Annotated in this window: 21 protein-coding genes; 16 read left to right on the top strand and 5 right to left on the bottom strand. The window is 50.6% G+C overall.

Translation table 11 applies throughout. The annotated features are described in order from the left end of the window. Positions 1 to 24 precede the first annotated feature (24 nt). Positions 25 to 1,359, bottom strand: a complete 1,335-nt coding sequence (srmB, locus tag D9738_RS13720) for an ATP-dependent RNA helicase SrmB (RefSeq protein WP_000219193.1) — start codon at positions 1,357 to 1,359, stop codon at positions 25 to 27. Positions 1,360 to 1,490: 131 nt separating this feature from the next. Between srmB and trmN the strand changes: the two genes are divergently transcribed. Further along, entirely contained in the window at positions 1,491 to 2,228 is a 738-nt protein-coding gene (gene trmN / locus D9738_RS13710; protein WP_130260424.1) for a tRNA(1)(Val) (adenine(37)-N(6))-methyltransferase TrmN, read from the top strand. Here the strand turns inward: trmN and nadB are convergent. Continuing rightward, complete coding sequence (gene nadB, locus D9738_RS13705; protein ID WP_130260423.1) at positions 2,213 to 3,835, bottom strand: L-aspartate oxidase; 1,623 nt, start codon at positions 3,833 to 3,835, stop codon at positions 2,213 to 2,215. The genes trmN and nadB overlap by 16 nt on opposite strands. Before the next feature lie 255 nt (positions 3,836 to 4,090). On the opposite strand from nadB, the gene rseD reads away from it, so the two are divergent. The 13 genes from rseD (at position 4,091) to D9738_RS13640 (ending at position 14,258) form a co-directional block, all read left to right on the top strand. Beyond that, entirely contained in the window at positions 4,091 to 4,246 is a 156-nt protein-coding gene (rseD, locus tag D9738_RS13700; protein WP_064526141.1) for a rpoE leader peptide RseD, read from the top strand. Further along, positions 4,243 to 4,818 carry an RNA polymerase sigma factor RpoE gene (gene rpoE, locus D9738_RS13695; protein ID WP_001295364.1) on the top strand — a complete coding sequence of 192 codons (576 nt, stop codon included), beginning with the start codon at positions 4,243 to 4,245 and terminating at the stop codon, positions 4,816 to 4,818. The genes rseD and rpoE overlap by 4 nt, the downstream gene beginning before the upstream one ends. A gap of 32 nt (positions 4,819 to 4,850) precedes the next feature. Then, complete coding sequence (gene rseA / locus D9738_RS13690; protein ID WP_130260422.1) at positions 4,851 to 5,501, top strand: anti-sigma-E factor RseA; 651 nt, start codon at positions 4,851 to 4,853, stop codon at positions 5,499 to 5,501. Beyond that, the gene (gene rseB, locus D9738_RS13685; RefSeq protein ID WP_064526144.1) at positions 5,501 to 6,457 is read left to right on the top strand and encodes a sigma-E factor regulatory protein RseB; all 957 of its coding nucleotides are present in this window, start codon (positions 5,501 to 5,503) and stop codon (positions 6,455 to 6,457) included. Before rseA ends, rseB begins: the two co-directional genes overlap by 1 nt. Beyond that, entirely contained in the window at positions 6,454 to 6,933 is a 480-nt protein-coding gene (gene rseC, locus D9738_RS13680; RefSeq protein ID WP_130260421.1) for a SoxR-reducing system protein RseC, read from the top strand. The genes rseB and rseC overlap by 4 nt, the downstream gene beginning before the upstream one ends. A gap of 197 nt (positions 6,934 to 7,130) precedes the next feature. Next, complete coding sequence (gene lepA, locus D9738_RS13675; RefSeq protein ID WP_130260420.1) at positions 7,131 to 8,930, top strand: translation elongation factor 4; 1,800 nt, start codon at positions 7,131 to 7,133, stop codon at positions 8,928 to 8,930. A 15-nt stretch (positions 8,931 to 8,945) separates the two neighbouring features. Then, complete coding sequence (gene lepB / locus D9738_RS13670; protein WP_000002532.1) at positions 8,946 to 9,920, top strand: signal peptidase I; 975 nt, start codon at positions 8,946 to 8,948, stop codon at positions 9,918 to 9,920. A 272-nt stretch (positions 9,921 to 10,192) separates the two neighbouring features. Then, positions 10,193 to 10,873 carry a ribonuclease III gene (gene rnc, locus D9738_RS13665; protein ID WP_001068343.1) on the top strand — a complete coding sequence of 227 codons (681 nt, stop codon included), beginning with the start codon at positions 10,193 to 10,195 and terminating at the stop codon, positions 10,871 to 10,873. Further along, positions 10,870 to 11,775 carry a GTPase Era gene (era, locus tag D9738_RS13660; protein ID WP_000020738.1) on the top strand — a complete coding sequence of 302 codons (906 nt, stop codon included), beginning with the start codon at positions 10,870 to 10,872 and terminating at the stop codon, positions 11,773 to 11,775. Before rnc ends, era begins: the two co-directional genes overlap by 4 nt. A 131-nt stretch (positions 11,776 to 11,906) precedes the next feature. Next, positions 11,907 to 12,635: a DNA repair protein RecO gene (gene recO / locus D9738_RS13655; protein WP_130207598.1), complete on the top strand. Its 729-nt coding sequence runs from the start codon at positions 11,907 to 11,909 to the stop codon at positions 12,633 to 12,635. Positions 12,636 to 12,646: 11 nt separating this feature from the next. Continuing rightward, entirely contained in the window at positions 12,647 to 13,378 is a 732-nt protein-coding gene (gene pdxJ / locus D9738_RS13650; protein WP_130260419.1) for a pyridoxine 5'-phosphate synthase, read from the top strand. Continuing rightward, complete coding sequence (gene acpS, locus D9738_RS13645; protein WP_064526159.1) at positions 13,378 to 13,758, top strand: holo-ACP synthase; 381 nt, start codon at positions 13,378 to 13,380, stop codon at positions 13,756 to 13,758. The genes pdxJ and acpS overlap by 1 nt, the downstream gene beginning before the upstream one ends. A gap of 419 nt (positions 13,759 to 14,177) precedes the next feature. Then, positions 14,178 to 14,258, top strand: coding sequence for a small toxic protein shoB (locus tag D9738_RS13640; protein ID WP_130207596.1), 81 nt, complete (start codon positions 14,178 to 14,180; stop codon positions 14,256 to 14,258). Positions 14,259 to 14,451: 193 nt separating this feature from the next. Here D9738_RS13640 and yfhL read toward each other — a convergent pair whose 3' ends face one another. Further along, positions 14,452 to 14,712 (bottom strand): 4Fe-4S dicluster ferredoxin YfhL, encoded by a 261-nt coding sequence (gene yfhL / locus D9738_RS13635; protein WP_001196294.1) that lies wholly within the window; start codon positions 14,710 to 14,712, stop codon positions 14,452 to 14,454. Between the two features lie 55 nt (positions 14,713 to 14,767). Then, entirely contained in the window at positions 14,768 to 15,616 is an 849-nt protein-coding gene (locus D9738_RS13630) for a MurR/RpiR family transcriptional regulator (protein WP_130207550.1), read from the bottom strand. Between the two features lie 207 nt (positions 15,617 to 15,823). Here D9738_RS13630 and yfhb point away from each other — a divergent pair, with 207 nt between their 5' ends. Next, positions 15,824 to 16,459: a phosphatidylglycerophosphatase C gene (gene yfhb / locus D9738_RS13625; RefSeq protein WP_130207548.1), complete on the top strand. Its 636-nt coding sequence runs from the start codon at positions 15,824 to 15,826 to the stop codon at positions 16,457 to 16,459. A 57-nt stretch (positions 16,460 to 16,516) separates the two neighbouring features. Beyond that, positions 16,517 to 17,020, top strand: a complete 504-nt coding sequence (gene tadA / locus D9738_RS13620) for a tRNA adenosine(34) deaminase TadA (protein ID WP_064526984.1) — start codon at positions 16,517 to 16,519, stop codon at positions 17,018 to 17,020. Here the strand turns inward: tadA and mltF are convergent. After that, complete coding sequence (gene mltF / locus D9738_RS13615) at positions 17,017 to 18,573, bottom strand: membrane-bound lytic murein transglycosylase MltF (protein WP_130207546.1); 1,557 nt, start codon at positions 18,571 to 18,573, stop codon at positions 17,017 to 17,019. The genes tadA and mltF overlap by 4 nt on opposite strands. Positions 18,574 to 18,682: the final 109 nt, after the last annotated feature.

Raw genomic sequence — 18,682 nt, 5'->3', positions numbered from 1 at the left:
CCGGGCTTAAACCCGGCATTATGATTACTCTTCTGTTGTTTGCGGTGGCACGCCCGTTCCGCTTGGTTTACGGCGCTTACCAATATTTTTGGTATCGCGATGGCGTTTTTTCACCCGCGGCTTCTCTTTCTCTTTAGCCTTTTTCTTCTCGGCGCGTTTTGCCAGTACTTTCTTAGATGGCTTGCCAGTCTGTTTCTCGCTTGGTGCACGCGTTTTCGGGCGTAACTCATCAATTACGCGAGCTTTAATTGGCTCTTCAATATAGCGACCAACTTTGCCCAGCAGCAGATGGTCATGAGCTTCCACCAGCGAAATTGCGGTGCCTTTACGACCGGCGCGAGCGGTACGACCGATACGGTGCAAATAAGTATCGCCACTGCGCGGCATATCGAAGTTAAAGACGTGGCTGACATCCGGAATGTCAATACCGCGTGCGGCAACATCGGTTGCAACCAGCACGTTTACGCGACCTTCGGTCAGGCGTTTAATCGCTTCATTACGTTTGCCTTGTACCATCTCACCTTCGAGATAGCAGTTGTTGATGCCTGCTTCGCGCAGCCAGTTTGCCAGCTCATGCACACGCTCACGCTTACGCACAAATACGATTGAGCGAGTCGCTTCAGGCTGTTTTAACAGATGCACCAGCAACGCGGTTTTATGCTCAAGATCATCGGCGCGGTAATACCACTGATGGATCTTTTTGCGCTCACGAGTGGAAGGATTAGCAGAAACTTCCACCGGATCTTCCAGCAGGCGCTCTGCAAAGTCCTGAATTGCATCGCCTTCCAGCGTTGCTGAAAAGAGCAGGGTCTGTTTACGCCAGCGCGTTTCGCCAGCAATATGTTCGATATCCTGAGCGAAGCCCATATCCAGCATACGGTCAGCTTCGTCGAGGATCAGCGTTTCAACCGCGCGGCAATCGAAGTTCTCTTCTTTTATGTATTGCAGCAGACGTCCGGTCGTGGCGACCACGATGTCCTGGTTTTCGCTGAAAACTTCTGCGTGGTTCATATAGGCCACGCCGCCGGTGATAGTGGCGATATCCAGATGCGTATGTTTCGCCAGTTCGCGGGCATGATCGGCCACCTGCATCGCCAGTTCGCGAGTTGGGGTGAGGATCAAAATACGCGGCGGACCGGATTTCTTACGTGGGAAATCGAGCAGGTGCTGCAACGCTGGCAGCAGATACGCCGCCGTTTTACCGGTGCCTGTCGGCGCAGAACCGAGTACATCACGGCCATCGAGCGCAGGCGGAATGGCGGCAGCCTGAATGGCGGTCGGGCGAGTGAAACCTTTATCCTGGAGGGCTTCCAGCAGGCTTTCGTCGAGTTCAAGTTCGGAAAAAGTCGTTACAGTCATGTTCTACCTCTGTGTGGGGCGCTGATTATAGACGTTACGGCTGCAATCTTCATCTGTTTGTATGGATATCGCTTCTCAGGTATTGTTCTTACCCGGTGCTATCGCCGTTTTTTCAGCAAGGTTTTATTTACATGTCACAGTCTACATCCGTGCTTCGTCGTAATGGATTTACTTTTAAACAGTTTTTTGTCGGCCACGAACGATGTGCGATGAAAGTGGGAACGGATGGAATTTTGCTTGGCGCATGGGCTCCGGTGGCTGGGGTAAAACGCTGCCTTGATATCGGCACTGGTAGCGGGTTGTTGGCACTGATGCTGGCGCAGCGAACCGATGACAGCGTGATGATTGATGCAGTTGAACTGGAAAGTGAAGCTGCAGCTCAGGCGCAGGAGAATATTAACCAGTCTCCGTGGGCAGAGCGGATTAATGTCCATACGGCAGATATTCAGCAGTGGATCACACAGCAGACAGCACGCTTTGATTTAATCATCAGCAACCCGCCGTATTATCAGCAGGGAGTGGAGTGTGCGACATCGCAGCGGGAACAGGCGCGCTATACCACCACGCTGGATCATCAATCCTTGCTGACCTGCGCGGCAGAGTGCATTACCGAAGAGGGATTTTTCTGCGTGGTACTGCCAGAGCAAATCGGTAATAGTTTTACGGAGCTGGCATTAAGCATGGGGTGGCATTTACGTTTGCGAACGGATGTGGCAGAAAACGAAGCGCGATTGCCGCATCGGGTGCTGCTGGCATTCTCCCCACTGGCGGGGGAGTGCTTTTGCGATCGCTTAGTGATTCGTGGGCCAGACCAGAACTATTCCGAAGCGTACACTGCGCTGACCCAGGCTTTTTATCTGTTTATGTAATGATTGACGGGGGAAAGGATCGATGGACCGGAATGCGTGAGCAGTTCCGGATAATCCAGCGTGAAATGCAACCCCCGACTCTCCTTACGCATCATTGCACAGCGAACAATCAACTCGGCAACCTGCACCAGATTACGCAGTTCCAGCAAATTATTTGATACGCGGAAGTGTGCGTAATATTCGTCTATTTCCTGTTGCAACATATTGATACGCCGCAGAGCGCGCTCAAGGCGTTTTGTTGTGCGCACAATACCTACGTAATCCCACATAAACAGGCGTAACTCATGCCAGTTATGTTGAATCACCACCAGTTCGTCAGGATTCTCAACACGGCTTTCATCCCACGGCGGTAACGTACTGACGCCACGCGCATAAGGCATACGTTTTGTAATATCTTCCGCTGCCGACCAGCCATAGACCAGACACTCCAGCAAGGAGTTAGAGGCCATGCGGTTAGCACCATGTAAGCCCGTATAACTCACTTCGCCAATGGCATACAGGCCATCAACGTCCGTACGTCCATGATCGTCAACCATTACGCCGCCGCAGGTATAGTGCGCAGCAGGCACAATCGGCACCGGTTCTTTCGTGAGGTCAATACCCAACCCGAGCAACTTTTCATAGATCATCGGGAAATGCTGGCGAATAAATTCAGCGGGCTTATGGCTGATATCAAGGAACATACAATCCGCGCCGAGGCGTTTCATCTCATGGTCAATGGCGCGGGCGACAATATCGCGCGGGGCCAGTTCGCCGCGATCATCAAAATCAGGCATAAAACGTGTGCCGTCCGGGCGCTTCAAATAAGCGCCTTCGCCGCGTAAGGCTTCCGTTAACAGGAAATTCCGTGCCTGTGGATGGTACAGCGCGGTAGGGTGAAACTGATTAAATTCGAGATTGGCGACCCGGCAACCCGCACGCCAGGCCATGGCAATACCATCACCAGAGGAAATATCCGGATTGGTGGTGTACTGATAAACCTTCGACGCGCCGCCAGTTGCCAGCACCACCGCTTTAGCATGGCAAGTTTCCACGGTTTCTTTATTACGGTTCCACACCCACGCGCCGACAACTCGTTGCGTTCCAGGCAGGCCAATTTTGTCAGAAACAATCAGATCAACCGCATTGCTGCGTTCCAGCACACGAATATTCGGATGGTTCTGCGCCTTGCTCACCAGCGTGGTTTCTACTTCTCTGCCGGTGGCGTCAGCAGCATGAAGAATGCGACGGTGACTATGCCCACCTTCACGGGTCAGATGATAGCTTTCTTCGCCATTCGGCTGAACGTGGGTATCAAACAACACTCCCTGATCGATTAGCCATTGCACGCAGGAACGCGCGTTGCTGGCGACAAATTCAACCGCATGGCGATCGCAAATGCCGGCGCCAGCAATTAATGTGTCTTCCACATGCGAGTCTATGCTGTCAGTTTCATCAAACACGGCGGCGATTCCGCCCTGGGCATAAAATGTTGAGCCTTCCGTTACCGGGCCTTTGCTAAGAACGATGACCTGATGCTGGTCAGCCAGACGTAGTGCCAGTGAAAGCCCGGCTGCGCCGCTACCGATAATCAGCACATCACAAGAATGTTCAGGAAGAGTATTCATTTTGTTTGTTTAATTTACTAAACACGGTTTGGTCAGCATAGCATCACGTTGTGTAATTAAACACCTGCTATTTTAATATTTGTTACAATGGCTAAACAGGGAGATCCTGGACGGTGGAAAAAAGAGAAGTTGCTTGCTGGCGGAGGATTAGGTGGTGAAATAAAAAGGCCGTTGGGGTACTCTTCAGGCAGTTAAATGGGCATTTCTACACAGATAATGCGATGTTCAGATTCTGTAGACTTATAATGATAGATAATGATCCGTCTACAGCATGACAAACAAAAACAGATGCGTTACGGAACTTTACAAAAACGAGACACTCTAACGTTTTGCTTGCTCAAATTGCAGCTAATGGAGTGGCGTTTCGATAGCGCGTGGAAATTTGGTTTGGGGAGACTTTACCTCGGATGAGCGAGCAGTTAACGGACCAGGTCCTGGTTGAACGGGTCCAGAAGGGAGATCAGAAAGCTTTTAACTTACTGGTAGTGCGCTATCAGCATAAAGTGGCGAGTCTGGTTTCCCGCTATGTGCCGTCGGGTGATGTTCCCGATGTGGTACAAGAAGCTTTTATTAAAGCCTATCGTGCGCTGGATTCGTTCCGGGGAGATAGTGCTTTTTATACATGGCTGTATCGGATCGCTGTAAATACAGCGAAAAATTACCTGGTTGCTCAGGGGCGTCGTCCACCTTCCAGTGATGTGGATGCCATTGAAGCAGAAAACTTCGAAAGTGGCGGCGCGCTGAAAGAAATTTCGAACCCTGAGAACTTAATGTTGTCAGAAGAACTGAGACAGATAGTTTTCCGAACTATTGAGTCCCTCCCGGAAGATTTACGCATGGCAATAACCTTGCGGGAGCTGGATGGCCTGAGCTATGAAGAGATAGCCGCTATCATGGATTGTCCGGTAGGTACGGTGCGTTCACGTATCTTCCGAGCGAGGGAAGCTATTGATAACAAAGTTCAACCGCTTATCAGGCGTTGACGATAGCGGGATACTGGATAAGGGTATTAGGCATGCAGAAAGAACAACTTTCCGCTTTAATGGATGGCGAAACGCTGGATAGTGAGCTGCTTAACGAACTGGCTCACAACCCGGAAATGCAGAAAACCTGGGAAAGCTATCACTTAATCCGTGACTCTATGCGGGGTGATACTCCTGAGTTGCTTCATTTCGATATCTCATCGCGCGTGATGGCCGCCATTGAAGAAGAGCCAGTTCGTCAACCGACGATATTGATCCCAGAGGCCCAGCCTGCTCCGCATCAATGGCAGAAAATGCCATTCTGGCAGAAAGTACGTCCATGGGCGGCACAGCTTACCCAAATGGGCGTAGCGGCATGTGTATCGCTTGCAGTTATCGTTGGCGTCCAGCACTATAATGGACAATCTGAAACGTCCCAGCAGCCCGAAACACCGGTATTCAATACTCTGCCGATGATGGGTAAAGCCAGCCCGGTAAGTCTGGGAGTACCTTCTGAAGCGACCGCAAACAATGGTCAACAGCAGCAGGTACAGGAGCAGCGTCGTCGCATTAATGCCATGTTGCAGGATTACGAACTGCAACGTCGACTCCACTCCGAACAGCTTCAGTTTGAGCAGGCACAAACACAGCAAGCCGCTGTACAGGTGCCAGGAATTCAAACTTTAGGAACGCAATCGCAGTAATGAAGCAACTTTGGTTTGCCATGTCATTAGTGACAGGTAGCCTGTTATTCTCTGCTAACGCCTCGGCCACTCCCGCGTCCGGGGCGTTATTACAGCAGATGAACCTGGCTAGCCAGTCACTGAATTACGAGCTGTCATTCATCAGCATCAATAAACAGGGTGTTGAGTCTCTGCGTTATCGACATGCACGCCTCGATAACCGTCCGCTTGCTCAGTTGTTGCAAATGGATGGCCCGCGCCGGGAAGTGGTACAGCGCGGCAATGAAATCAGCTACTTTGAGCCGGGCCTTGAACCGTTTACTCTTAATGGCGATTACATTGTTGATTCTCTGCCATCGCTCATTTATACCGATTTCAAACGCCTTTCTCCTTACTACGACTTTATCTCCGTGGGACGCACGCGTATTGCTGATCGTCTTTGCGAAGTCATTCGCGTAGTCGCTCGTGATGGCACACGCTACAGCTACATTGTGTGGATGGACACCGAATCGAAATTACCGATGCGGGTTGATCTCCTTGATCGCGATGGTGAAACGCTGGAACAATTTCGCGTGATTGCTTTTAACGTCAATCAGGATATCAGCAGCAGTATGCAGACGCTGGCGAAGGCAAATTTGCCGCCGTTGCTTTCTGTTCCTGTAGGTGAAAAAGCCAAATTCAACTGGACTCCAACCTGGTTGCCGCAGGGGTTTAGCGAAGTCTCCAGTAGCCGACGCCCGTTGCCCACGATGGACAATATGCCCATCGAATCACGTCTCTATTCCGACGGCTTGTTCAGCTTCTCGGTAAACGTTAACCGCGCGACGCCATCGAGCACCGATCAGATGTTGCGTACCGGACGCCGAACAGTCAGCACCAGCATACGTGACAACGCGGAAATCACTATTGTTGGTGAACTACCGCCGCAAACGGCGAAACGCATTGCCGAGAACATTAAGTTCGGGGCCGCACAATGATCAAAGAGTGGGCTACCGTCGTCTCCTGGCAAAACGGGCAGGCGCTGGTCAGTTGTGATGTCAAAGCCTCATGCAGCAGCTGCGCTTCCCGCGCTGGCTGCGGCAGTCGCGTGTTGAATAAACTTGGTCCGCAAACCACACATACCATCGTCGTACCCTGTGATGAACCGTTAGTGCCGGGGCAAAAAGTCGAATTAGGAATCGCTGAAGGTAGCCTGCTTAGTTCCGCATTACTGGTTTATATGTCGCCACTGTTGGGATTATTCCTTGTTGCTTCGTTATTTCAGCTACTCTTTGCTTCAGACATCGCGGCGTTATGCGGCGCAATTCTTGGTGGCGTTGGTGGATTCCTGATTGCGCGCAGCTTCTCGCGAAAGTTTGCTGCCCGGGCTGAATGGCAACCGATCATTTTAAGCGTGGCATTGCCGCCAGGCCTTGTGCGGTTTGAAACATCTTCGGAAGACGCGAGCCAGTGATTTCACTGGCTTTGTTGCATTTTGCATAACAAATGCGAGGACGTTTCCAGATACCACAATCCATACGGTATGAACATTTCCTCGCCTCAATGTTGTAGTGTAGAATGCGGCCTTTCTATTAATACAGACGTTAAGCTCAGAACAGCGACTTCTAAAAGCCTGGTTAACCGGGCGTTAAGGCACAATAATCATACTTTATGAAGAATATACGTAACTTTTCGATCATAGCTCACATTGACCACGGTAAATCGACGCTGTCTGACCGTATTATCCAGATCTGCGGTGGCCTGTCTGACCGTGAAATGGAGGCGCAGGTTCTCGATTCCATGGATCTTGAGCGTGAGCGTGGCATTACCATCAAAGCGCAAAGCGTGACACTGGACTACAAAGCGTCTGACGGTGAAACCTATCAGCTTAACTTTATCGACACCCCGGGCCACGTAGACTTCTCCTATGAAGTTTCCCGTTCGCTGGCTGCCTGTGAAGGTGCATTGCTGGTGGTCGACGCCGGGCAGGGCGTAGAAGCGCAAACACTGGCGAACTGCTACACCGCCATGGAAATGGATCTCGAAGTGGTGCCGGTACTGAACAAGATTGACTTACCGGCAGCCGATCCTGAACGCGTGGCGGAAGAAATTGAAGATATTGTTGGTATCGACGCCACCGATGCGGTGCGCTGTTCAGCGAAAACCGGCGTGGGCGTGCAGGACGTTCTCGAACGTCTGGTGCGCGACATTCCGCCGCCGGAAGGCGATCCAGAAGGTCCGTTACAGGCGCTGATTATCGACTCCTGGTTCGATAACTACCTGGGCGTGGTTTCACTTATCCGTATTAAAAACGGCACCTTGCGTAAGGGCGACAAAGTGAAAGTTATGAGCACCGGGCAGACCTATAACGCCGACCGCCTGGGGATCTTCACGCCGAAACAGGTTGATCGTACTGAACTGAAATGCGGCGAAGTAGGCTGGCTGGTGTGTGCGATCAAAAACATCCACGGTGCACCGGTAGGCGATACCTTAACGCTGGCGCGTAATCCGGCAGAAAAAGCGTTGCCTGGGTTTAAGAAAGTTAAACCGCAGGTATATGCCGGTCTGTTCCCGGTAAGTTCCGACGACTATGAAGCCTTCCGTGACGCGTTGGGCAAACTCAGCCTGAACGACGCTTCACTGTTCTATGAGCCAGAAAGCTCAACGGCGCTGGGCTTTGGTTTCCGCTGCGGCTTCCTCGGCCTGTTGCACATGGAGATCATTCAGGAACGTCTGGAACGTGAATACGATCTTGACCTGATTACCACAGCACCGACAGTAGTGTATGAAGTTGAAACTACGGCAAAAGAAGTTATCTACGTCGACAGCCCATCCAAGCTGCCAGCGGTAAATAACATCTACGAACTGCGCGAGCCGATTGCAGAGTGTCACATGCTGCTGCCGCAAGCGTATCTCGGTAACGTCATTACCCTGTGCGTGGAAAAACGCGGTGTACAGACCAACATGGTCTATCACGGAAACCAGGTAGCGCTGACCTACGAGATCCCGATGGCGGAAGTGGTGCTTGATTTCTTCGACCGACTGAAATCAACCTCGCGTGGCTATGCGTCTTTGGATTACAACTTCAAACGCTTCCAGGCTTCTGACATGGTGCGCGTTGATGTCTTAATCAACGGTGAACGTGTTGATGCGTTGGCATTGATCACCCACCGTGATAATTCGCAAAACCGTGGCCGCGAGCTGGTGGAGAAGATGAAAGATCTGATCCCACGCCAGCAGTTTGATATCGCTATTCAGGCAGCGATTGGAACGCACATCATTGCGCGTTCTACCGTGAAGCAGCTGCGTAAAAACGTACTGGCTAAATGCTATGGTGGTGATATCAGCCGTAAGAAAAAGCTGCTGCAGAAACAGAAAGAAGGTAAGAAACGTATGAAGCAGATCGGTAACGTTGAGCTGCCGCAGGAAGCGTTCCTTGCCATTCTGCACGTCGGCAAAGACAACAAATAACCCTTAGGAGTTGGCATGGCGAATATGTTTGCCCTGATTCTGGTGATTGCCACACTGGTGACGGGCATTTTATGGTGCGTGGATAAATTCTTTTTCGCACCTAAACGACGGGAACGTCAGGCAGCGGCGCAAGCGGCTGCCGGGGATTCACTGGATAAAGCAACACTGAAAAAGGTTGCGCCGAAGCCAGGTTGGCTGGAAACCGGGGCTTCTGTATTTCCGGTGCTGGCTATCGTATTGATTGTGCGTTCATTTATTTATGAACCGTTCCAGATCCCGTCAGGTTCGATGATGCCGACTCTGTTAATCGGTGACTTCATTCTGGTAGAGAAATTTGCTTACGGCATTAAAGATCCTATTTACCAGAAAACATTGATCGAAACCGGTCATCCGAAACGTGGCGATATCGTGGTCTTCAAATACCCGGAAGATCCGAAGCTTGATTACATCAAGCGAGCGGTAGGTTTACCGGGCGATAAGGTCACTTATGATCCGGTCGCGAAAGAAGTGACCATTCAACCTGGATGCAGTTCTGGTCAAGCGTGTGAAAACGCGCTGCCGGTAACTTATTCCAACGTTGAACCGAGCGATTTCGTACAGACCTTCTCGCGTCGTAACGGCGGGGAAGCGACCAGTGGCTTCTTTGAAGTGCCGAAAAACGAAACCAAAGAAAATGGTATTCGTCTTTCCGAACGTAAAGAGACGTTGGGCGATGTAACGCATCGTATCCTGACTGTGCCAATCGCCCAGGATCAGGTAGGGATGTATTACCAGCAACCAGGACAACAACTGGCAACCTGGATTGTCCCGCCGGGTCAATACTTCATGATGGGCGATAACCGCGACAACAGCGCGGACAGCCGTTACTGGGGCTTTGTGCCGGAAGCGAATCTGGTAGGTCGGGCAACGGCTATCTGGATGAGTTTCGATAAGCAAGAAGGTGAATGGCCGACAGGTGTGCGCTTAAGTCGCATTGGCGGCATCCATTAATTGCTGCTTCTCGTTCACGTTGTCGTCATTCTGGCGGCAACGTGAATTATTTATGAGATAAATCTCCCCAGGCTAACGACATCCCTTATCGTTGTGTATAGAATATTCCCCCGAAGTTTAAGGTTGGCGCCTTCTGGTTGCCACGGCACACGAAACAGCGTTGGTTTCCATATATGGCGTAATGAATCCGCGACAAAGCGGTTAACAGAGCCTATGTGTATCAGGTCTGTTTCGTGTGCTGAATTGTTGACGCATTTATTTATTGGTATCGCATGAACCCCATCGTAATTAATCGGCTTCAACGGAAGCTGGGCTACACTTTTAATCATCAGGAACTGCTGCAGCAGGCATTAACTCACCGCAGCGCCAGCAGCAAACATAACGAGCGTTTAGAATTTTTAGGCGACTCAATCTTGAGCTACGTTATCGCCAATGCGCTGTATCACCGTTTCCCGCGTGTGGATGAAGGCGATATGAGTCGCATGCGTGCTACGTTGGTCCGTGGCAATACGCTGGCAGAACTGGCACGGGAATTTGAGTTAGGCGAGTGCTTGCGTTTAGGGCCGGGTGAACTTAAAAGCGGTGGATTTCGTCGCGAGTCAATTCTCGCCGACACCGTCGAAGCATTAATTGGCGGCGTATTCCTCGACAGTGATATTCAAACTGTCGAGAAGTTAATCCTTAACTGGTATCAAACCCGTCTGGACGAAATTAGCCCAGGCGATAAACAAAAAGATCCGAAAACGCGCTTGCAAGAATATTTGCAGGGTCGCCATCTGCCGCTGCCGACTTATCTGGTAGTTCAGGTACGTGGCGAAGCGCACGATCAGGAATTTACTATCCACTGCCAGGTCAGCGGCCTGAGTGAACCGGTGGTTGGCACAGGTTCAAGCCGTCGTAAGGCTGAGCAGGCTGCCGCCGAACAGGCGTTGAAAAAACTGGAGCTGGAATGAGCATCGATAAAAGTTACTGCGGATTTATTGCCATCGTCGGACGTCCGAACGTTGGCAAATCCACGCTGCTGAACAAACTGTTGGGGCAGAAAATCTCCATCACTTCCCGCAAAGCACAGACAACTCGTCACCGCATTGTGGGTATCCATACTGAAGGCGCGTATCAGGCGATCTACGTCGATACCCCGGGCCTGCATATGGAAGAGAAGCGTGCTATTAACCGCCTGATGAACAAAGCGGCGAGCAGCTCCATTGGCGACGTTGAGCTGGTGATTTTTGTCGTTGAAGGCACCCGTTGGACGCCGGACGATGAAATGGTGCTCAACAAGCTGCGTGATGGCAAAGCGCCGGTGATCCTCGCGGTGAACAAAGTGGACAACGTGCAGGAGAAAGCCGATCTGCTGCCGCACCTGCAGTTCCTTGCAAGCCAGATGAATTTCCTCGATATCGTGCCGATCTCTGCCGAAACCGGGCTGAATGTTGACACTATTGCGGCAATCGTGCGTAAGCATCTGCCTGAAGCGACGCATCACTTCCCGGAAGATTACATCACCGATCGCTCACAGCGGTTTATGGCCTCTGAAATCATCCGTGAAAAACTGATGCGTTTCCTCGGCGCAGAACTGCCGTACTCCGTGACCGTGGAGATCGAACGTTTTGTCACCAATGAACGTGGTGGTTACGACATCAACGGTTTGATTCTCGTTGAGCGTGAAGGGCAGAAGAAGATGGTCATTGGCAACAAAGGGGCCAAGATTAAAACCATCGGCATTGAAGCGCGTAAAGACATGCAGGAAATGTTCGAAGCGCCTGTCCATCTTGAACTGTGGGTAAAAGTGAAATCCGGCTGGGCCGACGACGAACGCGCACTGCGTAGTCTCGGTTACGTTGACGATCTTTAATTAGCATACTCTATGACTTTCGAGGTGCAGGAAGGCGGCAAGACCGTGAATCCCTGGGAGCTTACTAAAGTAAGTGACCAGGGTGAACGGGTGCAGCCAAGGCACCTGCAACTTGAAAGGCGACGAGTATGATGGAAGGCTGGCAGCGCGCATTCGTATTGCATAGTCGCCCGTGGAGCGAAACCAGCCTGATGCTGGACGTCTTCACGGAGGAATCGGGCCGCGTGCGTCTGGTTGCCAAAGGCGCACGCTCTAAACGCTCTACCCTGAAAGGTGCATTACAGCCTTTCACGCCTCTCTTGCTTCGCTTCGGTGGGCGCGGTGAAGTCAAAACACTGCGCAGTGCTGAAGCTGTCTCATTGGCGCTGCCATTAAGCGGTATCACGCTTTACAGCGGTCTGTACATCAACGAGCTTCTCTCCCGCGTGCTGGAATACGAGACGCGCTTCTCGGAACTCTTTTTCGATTACTTACATTGCATCCAGTCTCTGGCTGGGGCTACTGGCACACCGGAACCCGCGTTGCGCCGCTTTGAGCTGGCATTGCTCGGGCATCTGGGTTATGGCGTCAATTTTACCCATTGTGCAGGTAGCGGCGAACCGGTGGATGACACCATGACGTATCGTTATCGCGAAGAAAAAGGGTTTATCGCAAGCGTCGTTATCGACAATAAAACCTTCACCGGGAGGCAGTTGAAAGCGTTACACACGCGGGAATTTCCTGACGCAGACACATTGCGTGCCGCGAAACGCTTTACCCGCATGGCGCTTAAGCCGTATCTTGGCGGTAAACCATTAAAGAGCAGGGAACTGTTCCGGCAGTTTATACCTAAGCGAACAGTGCAAACACATAATGACTGATGAGGATTGTCATGGCTGAATTACTGTTGGGCGTCAACATTGACCATATCGCAACGCTGCGTAATGCACGTGGTACTGCTTACCCCGATCCGGTGCAGGCCGCGTTTATTGCCGAGCAGGCTGGCGCGGATGGCATTACCGTGCATTTGCGTGAGGATCGTCGCCACATTACTGACCGCGACGTGCGCATCCTGCGTCAGACGCTGGATACCCGCATGAATCTGGAAATGGCGGTGACCGAAGAGATGATGGCGATTGCCATTGAGACGAAGCCTCATTTTTGCTGCCTGGTACCGGAAAAGCGCCAGGAAGTGACAACTGAAGGTGGCCTGGACGTCGCAGGTCAGCGTGACAAAATGCGCGATGCCTGTAAACGTCTGGCGGATGCCGGGATTCAGGTTTCTCTGTTTATCGACGCAGATGAAGAGCAGATCAAAGCTGCAGCAGAGGTAGGCGCCCCGTTTATCGAGATCCATACTGGTTGTTATGCCGATGCCAAAACTGACGCTGAACAGGCGCAAGAGTTGGCGCGCATTGCTAAAGCCGCGACCTTTGCTGCAAGTCTCGGTCTGAAAGTTAACGCCGGCCACGGTCTGACCTATCACAACGTGAAGGCCATTGCCGCCATTCCTGAGATGCATGAACTGAATATCGGCCATGCCATTATTGGTCGTGCAGTGATGACCGGACTGAAAGATGCGGTGGCAGAAATGAAGCGTCTGATGCTGGAAGCGCGTGGCTAATGGCAATATTAGGTTTAGGCACGGATATCGTGGAGATCGCTCGCATTGAAGCGGTGATCGCCCGATCCGGTGAGCGCCTGGCACGCCGCGTATTAAGCGATAACGAATGGGAAATCTGGAAAACGCACCAACAGCCAGTGCGTTTTCTGGCGAAGCGTTTTGCTGTGAAAGAAGCGGCGGCAAAAGCGTTTGGAACCGGGATCCGCAATGGTCTGGCGTTTAATCAGTTTGAAGTGTTCAACGATGAGCTTGGTAAGCCACGGTTGCGACTGTGGGGCGAGGCATTAAAACTGGCGGAAAAGCTGGGCGTCGCACATATGCATGTGACGCTGGCAGATGAACGTCATTATGCTTGCGCCACGGTAATTATTGAAAGTTAAAATAATACCGTTCTCTTTATAAAGTAAAACCCCCGAACTGGTAAGGAACGGGGGTTTTACTTTATAACTTTAATTTTGTACAGCATGCACCCTCAACAACAGCGATTATGGATCAGGGTGGTTATCTTTTACAAGCAACTTGCAATCTTTATCATAAAAACTCGAGCCTTTACGAAGAAAGCGATATTGATGGAAATATTAACGTGACCGCAAATTCGTAAGTACATTAAAATTGGTTTCGTTATTGGCGATTTTGCTGTGCTTTACACCATGCCACTGAATTCCCCCATTGAAACGAGTGGTGTCGTCAAAGCTCTGGTGTGGAGTGCAGCATGCATCCTCAATAACTCGCACGTTCAGTTTTGGGGAGATGTAAGGGCTAATCTGAACGGCTGCATTCCTTGTTTAAGGAAAAACGAATGGCTGATTGTCGATACCTGTTTAAACGGGTCATTAAAGTCATCATTGCTGTTTTACAGCTGATCCTTCTGTTCTTATAACACAAGGAAACGTACTTAAGGCGCGTCAGGTTAACCAGCCAGGCGCGCCTTTAATAATTATAAATAAACGTCTGCGCAGATATTATATGAATTCATTTGATAAATGATTATGCTGTTGTCATCATTTTAATAAATATAATAGCGTTAAGCTTTTGTCTATAAATAATTAATATTCTACTTCAGGAGCAGAATATTAAATTTTATCTGCGTGATGCATTAGCACAAATTTATCCCACAACTGCTCTTCTGTCTCGACATGCGCCGGATCTTTCACAATAGTATTAGGGATCGGACACACTTTCTGGCAGGTTGGCGTCTCGTAGTGACCTACGCATTCGGTACACTTATCGCTGTTAATCTCGTAGATATGTTCACCCATTGAAATCGCCTCATTCGGGCATTCAGGTTCACACATATCACAATTGATGCATTTTTTAGTGATTAACAGCGCCATAAGGAAACTCTCAAAACAACACAAACCGGGCGGGCATTATACGCGCATTCTTTGCTCAAACCAGTTTTTTCACCAGTGCCTCGCTGTGGCGAATGCGCTCAGGGGCCAGTTCCAGGTCCTGCTGAATTAGCGCAATGAACAGCAAATCTGTAAGCATTCCCTGAGCGTGACAAGCGGAGATCGATGCACTATTCGTCGCCTGTTCTTCGGCAATCGTATACAGGCAGTGGGACGCTCGTTGTTGCAGAGCATTCGGCGTGAAACCGGTAATTGCCAGCACCTTTCCACCCACGCGCAGCATCTCATCTGCCGCGAGATTTAACTCACGTCGTACACCAGTGTAAGAGATGGCTAATAACAGGTCGTCCGGTGAAGATGCCTGTACAGTAGCGAGCAACGCATGCATATCGCGTTCTGCGGCAGCATTGAAACCAATCTTCATCAGTTTCCAGGCAAAGTTTTGCGCTACCAGACCCGAAGCACCAATGCCAGTTAAAATAATCCGCCTCGCAGAACGCAGCATCACCACGCATTCATGCAATTTCTCTTCACTGTTAACGTTCAGCGTCGCATACATGGCAGCCGTGTTTTCTTTTATGAGTTTTTCACCCACCAGTCGCAGCGGATCATCACCGCGAATTTGGTTATGAATGGGGACAGAAGGGGATTCCGGCTGGCTCGCCAGAGCTTCGCTTAACGCCAGTTTTAAGGCTGGAAAACCTTTATAGCCGAGTTTTTGTGCGAATTTCACCACGCTGGATTGACTGACCCCAGCTTCGTTGGCCAATTGCTGCGAACTTAAATGGCGCGCCGTATCAGGTTGTAGCAGGAGATAGTCCGCCAGTTTTTTATCACTCTGGGCAAGCTGCTGGTAACGCTGACGAATACGAAGTAAGCCGTTCATATCTTTCCTCGCGATGAAATAATGGCGACAACAGGCAATATGAGACACAAGCGAGTGAATATTATATTCCATAGCTTGTAAGATCTATGAATTAAAAATTCCATTCAGCATTATACGGTAGATTGTTGCCGGAAAAGTGATGATCTATCTGTTAGGCTATGTAGTAGCGATGATTAATCAGGATGTTTCAGTCCAGAGGAGTATGGTTTGGCAACTCACGAGCGTCGTGTGGTGTTTTTTGACTTAGATGGAACATTGCATCAACAGGATATGTTCGGTAGTTTTCTGCGCTACTTACTGCGTCGCCAACCGCTGAATACACTGCTTGTCCTGCCGCTATTGCCGATTATTGCCATGGCATTATTGATAAAAGGCCGTGCTGCGCGCTGGCCGATGAGTCTGCTATTGTGGGGATGCACTTTTGGTCACAGCGAAGCGCGTTTACAGGCATTACAAGCCGATTTTGTACACTGGTTTCGCGACAATGTGACTGCCTTTCCGCTGGTGCAAGAGCGCCTGACCACCTACTTGCTCAGTTCCGATGCTGATATCTGGTTGATTACCGGTTCTCCACAGCCGCTGGTTGAAGCGGTCTATTTCGATACGCCCTGGTTACCGCGGGTGAATCTTATCGCCAGCCAAATTCAGCGTGGTTATGGCGGCTGGGTATTGACAATGCGTTGCCTCGGGCATGAGAAGGTCGCGCAACTGGAACGCAAAATCGGCACGCCACTGCGGTTGTACAGTGGTTACAGCGACAGTAATCAGGACAACCCGTTGCTTTATTTCTGCCAGCATCGTTGGCGAGTAACCCCGCGCGGTGAACTCCAGCAACTGGAATAGAGTAAAGCATAGCGTCCGTGTATAATGCGCCGCGCTTTTATAACCGGAGTTTTCTTTTTGTCTGAAGTCGAATTTAGTCACGAATACTGGATGCGCCATGCCATGACGCTGGCAAAGCGTGCCTGGGACGAGCGGGAAGTACCGGTCGGCGCGGTATTGGTGCATAACAACCGGGTAATCGGCGAGGGCTGGAATCGTCCGATTGGTCGGCATGATCCTACCGCGCACGCTGAAATCATGGCCCTGCGTCAGGGCGGTCTGGTGATGCAAAATTATCGCCTGATCGACGCCACATTATATGTCACGCTGGAGCCGTGTGTGATGTGCGCCGGAGCGATGATTCACAGCCGGATTGGTCGTGTAGTTTTTGGTGCACGAGATGCGAAAACGGGGGCTGCCGGATCATTAATGGATGTGTTGCACCATCCGGGCATGAATCACCGGGTGGAAATCACGGAAGGGATATTGGCGGAAGAGTGTGCAGCGCTGCTCAGCGACTTCTTTCGCATGCGCCGTCAGGAAATCAAAGCGCAGAAAAAAGCGCAATCTTCTGCGGATTAATTTTGCTTCTTTTCACTTCCCTTCCTGGAAAACAGCAGCGAAGGGGAGTGTGTCAGATAGTTAGATGACGACTGTGAAAGAAACGAGAGAAAAGGAAATTTCCCTTTACTCAATTCTGTTGGCGACACTGCCGGATAATCCTGAGCCAGCTGCATCGCCGCTTCTGTTGCCTGCTTTTCTTTCTCTTGCAGATACCCCACCAGACTAATCTGATACTTACGGATATTCTCGACATAGGCGTAAGCTTCATGTCCCCGCGCATAACCGTAAGTCAGCTTGCTGTAATAGGGTTTCTGGCTAAGTAAAGGCAGACGTTGTTTAACATCGGTCCAACTGTCTGGATTACCTTTGGTTTTTGCCGTCAGGGCGCGAGCATCCAGCATATGCGCATAACCCATATTGTAAGCGGCGAGCGCAAACCAAATCCGTTCATTTTCTGGCACGCTTTCCGGCACTTTACTCATCATATCCTGCAAATAACGCGCGCCGCCGCTGATGCTTTGTTCAGCATCGGTACGATCGTTAATGCCCAGGCTTTGCGCGGTATTTTTGGTCAACATCATCATGCCGCGCACACCGGTCGGCGAGGTGGCCTGCGCGTCCCAATGTGATTCCTGGTAAGCAATAGCCGCCAGTAAACGCCAGTCAATTTCCTCGGCGTATTTCTCAAACAAAGGTTTTAATTGTGGCAGCACCGCATCGACGGCGCGTAAAAATGTGCGCGTATCGACATAATCAAAATCATCGCCATGCCCCAGGTATTTCTCTTCAATGCGTGCCAGCGTGCCGTCCTCATTCATTTTGTTGAAGAAGTCGAGCAGAGCTGCGGAAAGGGTATTATCGTCATCTAACTGGCTAAACCAGGTCACTGGTTGTTCATCGGTGATATCGAGTGCCACGGCGAGTTCCGGGTGAACTCGCTGGAACAGGCTGATGGCGACAGAATCAGCAATGGTGTAATCCAGCTTACCTCCGATGACATCTTCCAGTAATTCCGCTGAGCCTTTTTTGTCGTCCACCTTCCAGCTTAAATCCGGGAATTTAGTTTCTTTCAGTCTTTGTAGATCGTTAACGACAACGTGTCCTGGTGCGATGGAGAGCTGTTCCGCCGTCAAATTGCCCAGCGTGCGTGGGCGATATTGACCCACTTTGTAAACCAGTTGTTGTGAAACGGAATAATAGGTAGGACCAGGCTGATAGTTTTTTACCCGCTCACTGTTATAAACCAGACCTGCTGCCAGCAGGTCGGCGTTGCCGTTGTCGAGATCGTCAAACAACTGGCTGATATTCTGCCGTACGGTCACTTTCAGTTTCACGCCGAGGTAGTCGGCAAATTGTTTGGCCAACTCATAATCCAGCCCGGAAGATTTACCGTTAATCTCATTCCATGTGAGGGGAGTATGAATGGTGCTCACGCGCAATTCTCCCCGCGCTTGAATGGCGGCGATACGGTTGTCGGCTTTACCAAACCAAGGAATAGATGGCCAGAGAGCTACCGCGAGAAGCAGTGCCAGAATGCCAATGAACAGATAATTAATCTTTAATTTTTTCAATTAGTTAATTCTCTGTGTCGTTCATGTCCTGGCTTGAAAAAACGATATGCTAAACAAAGGTATAATCATCAATGAGCGGCATTTTGCGTAAACCTGTGCCAGTTGGCAA

Source organism: Escherichia sp. E10V5 (assembly GCF_004212315.1).
Lineage (GTDB): Bacteria > Pseudomonadota > Gammaproteobacteria > Enterobacterales > Enterobacteriaceae > Escherichia.
This window is presented reverse-complemented; position numbering and strand designations above follow the sequence as displayed.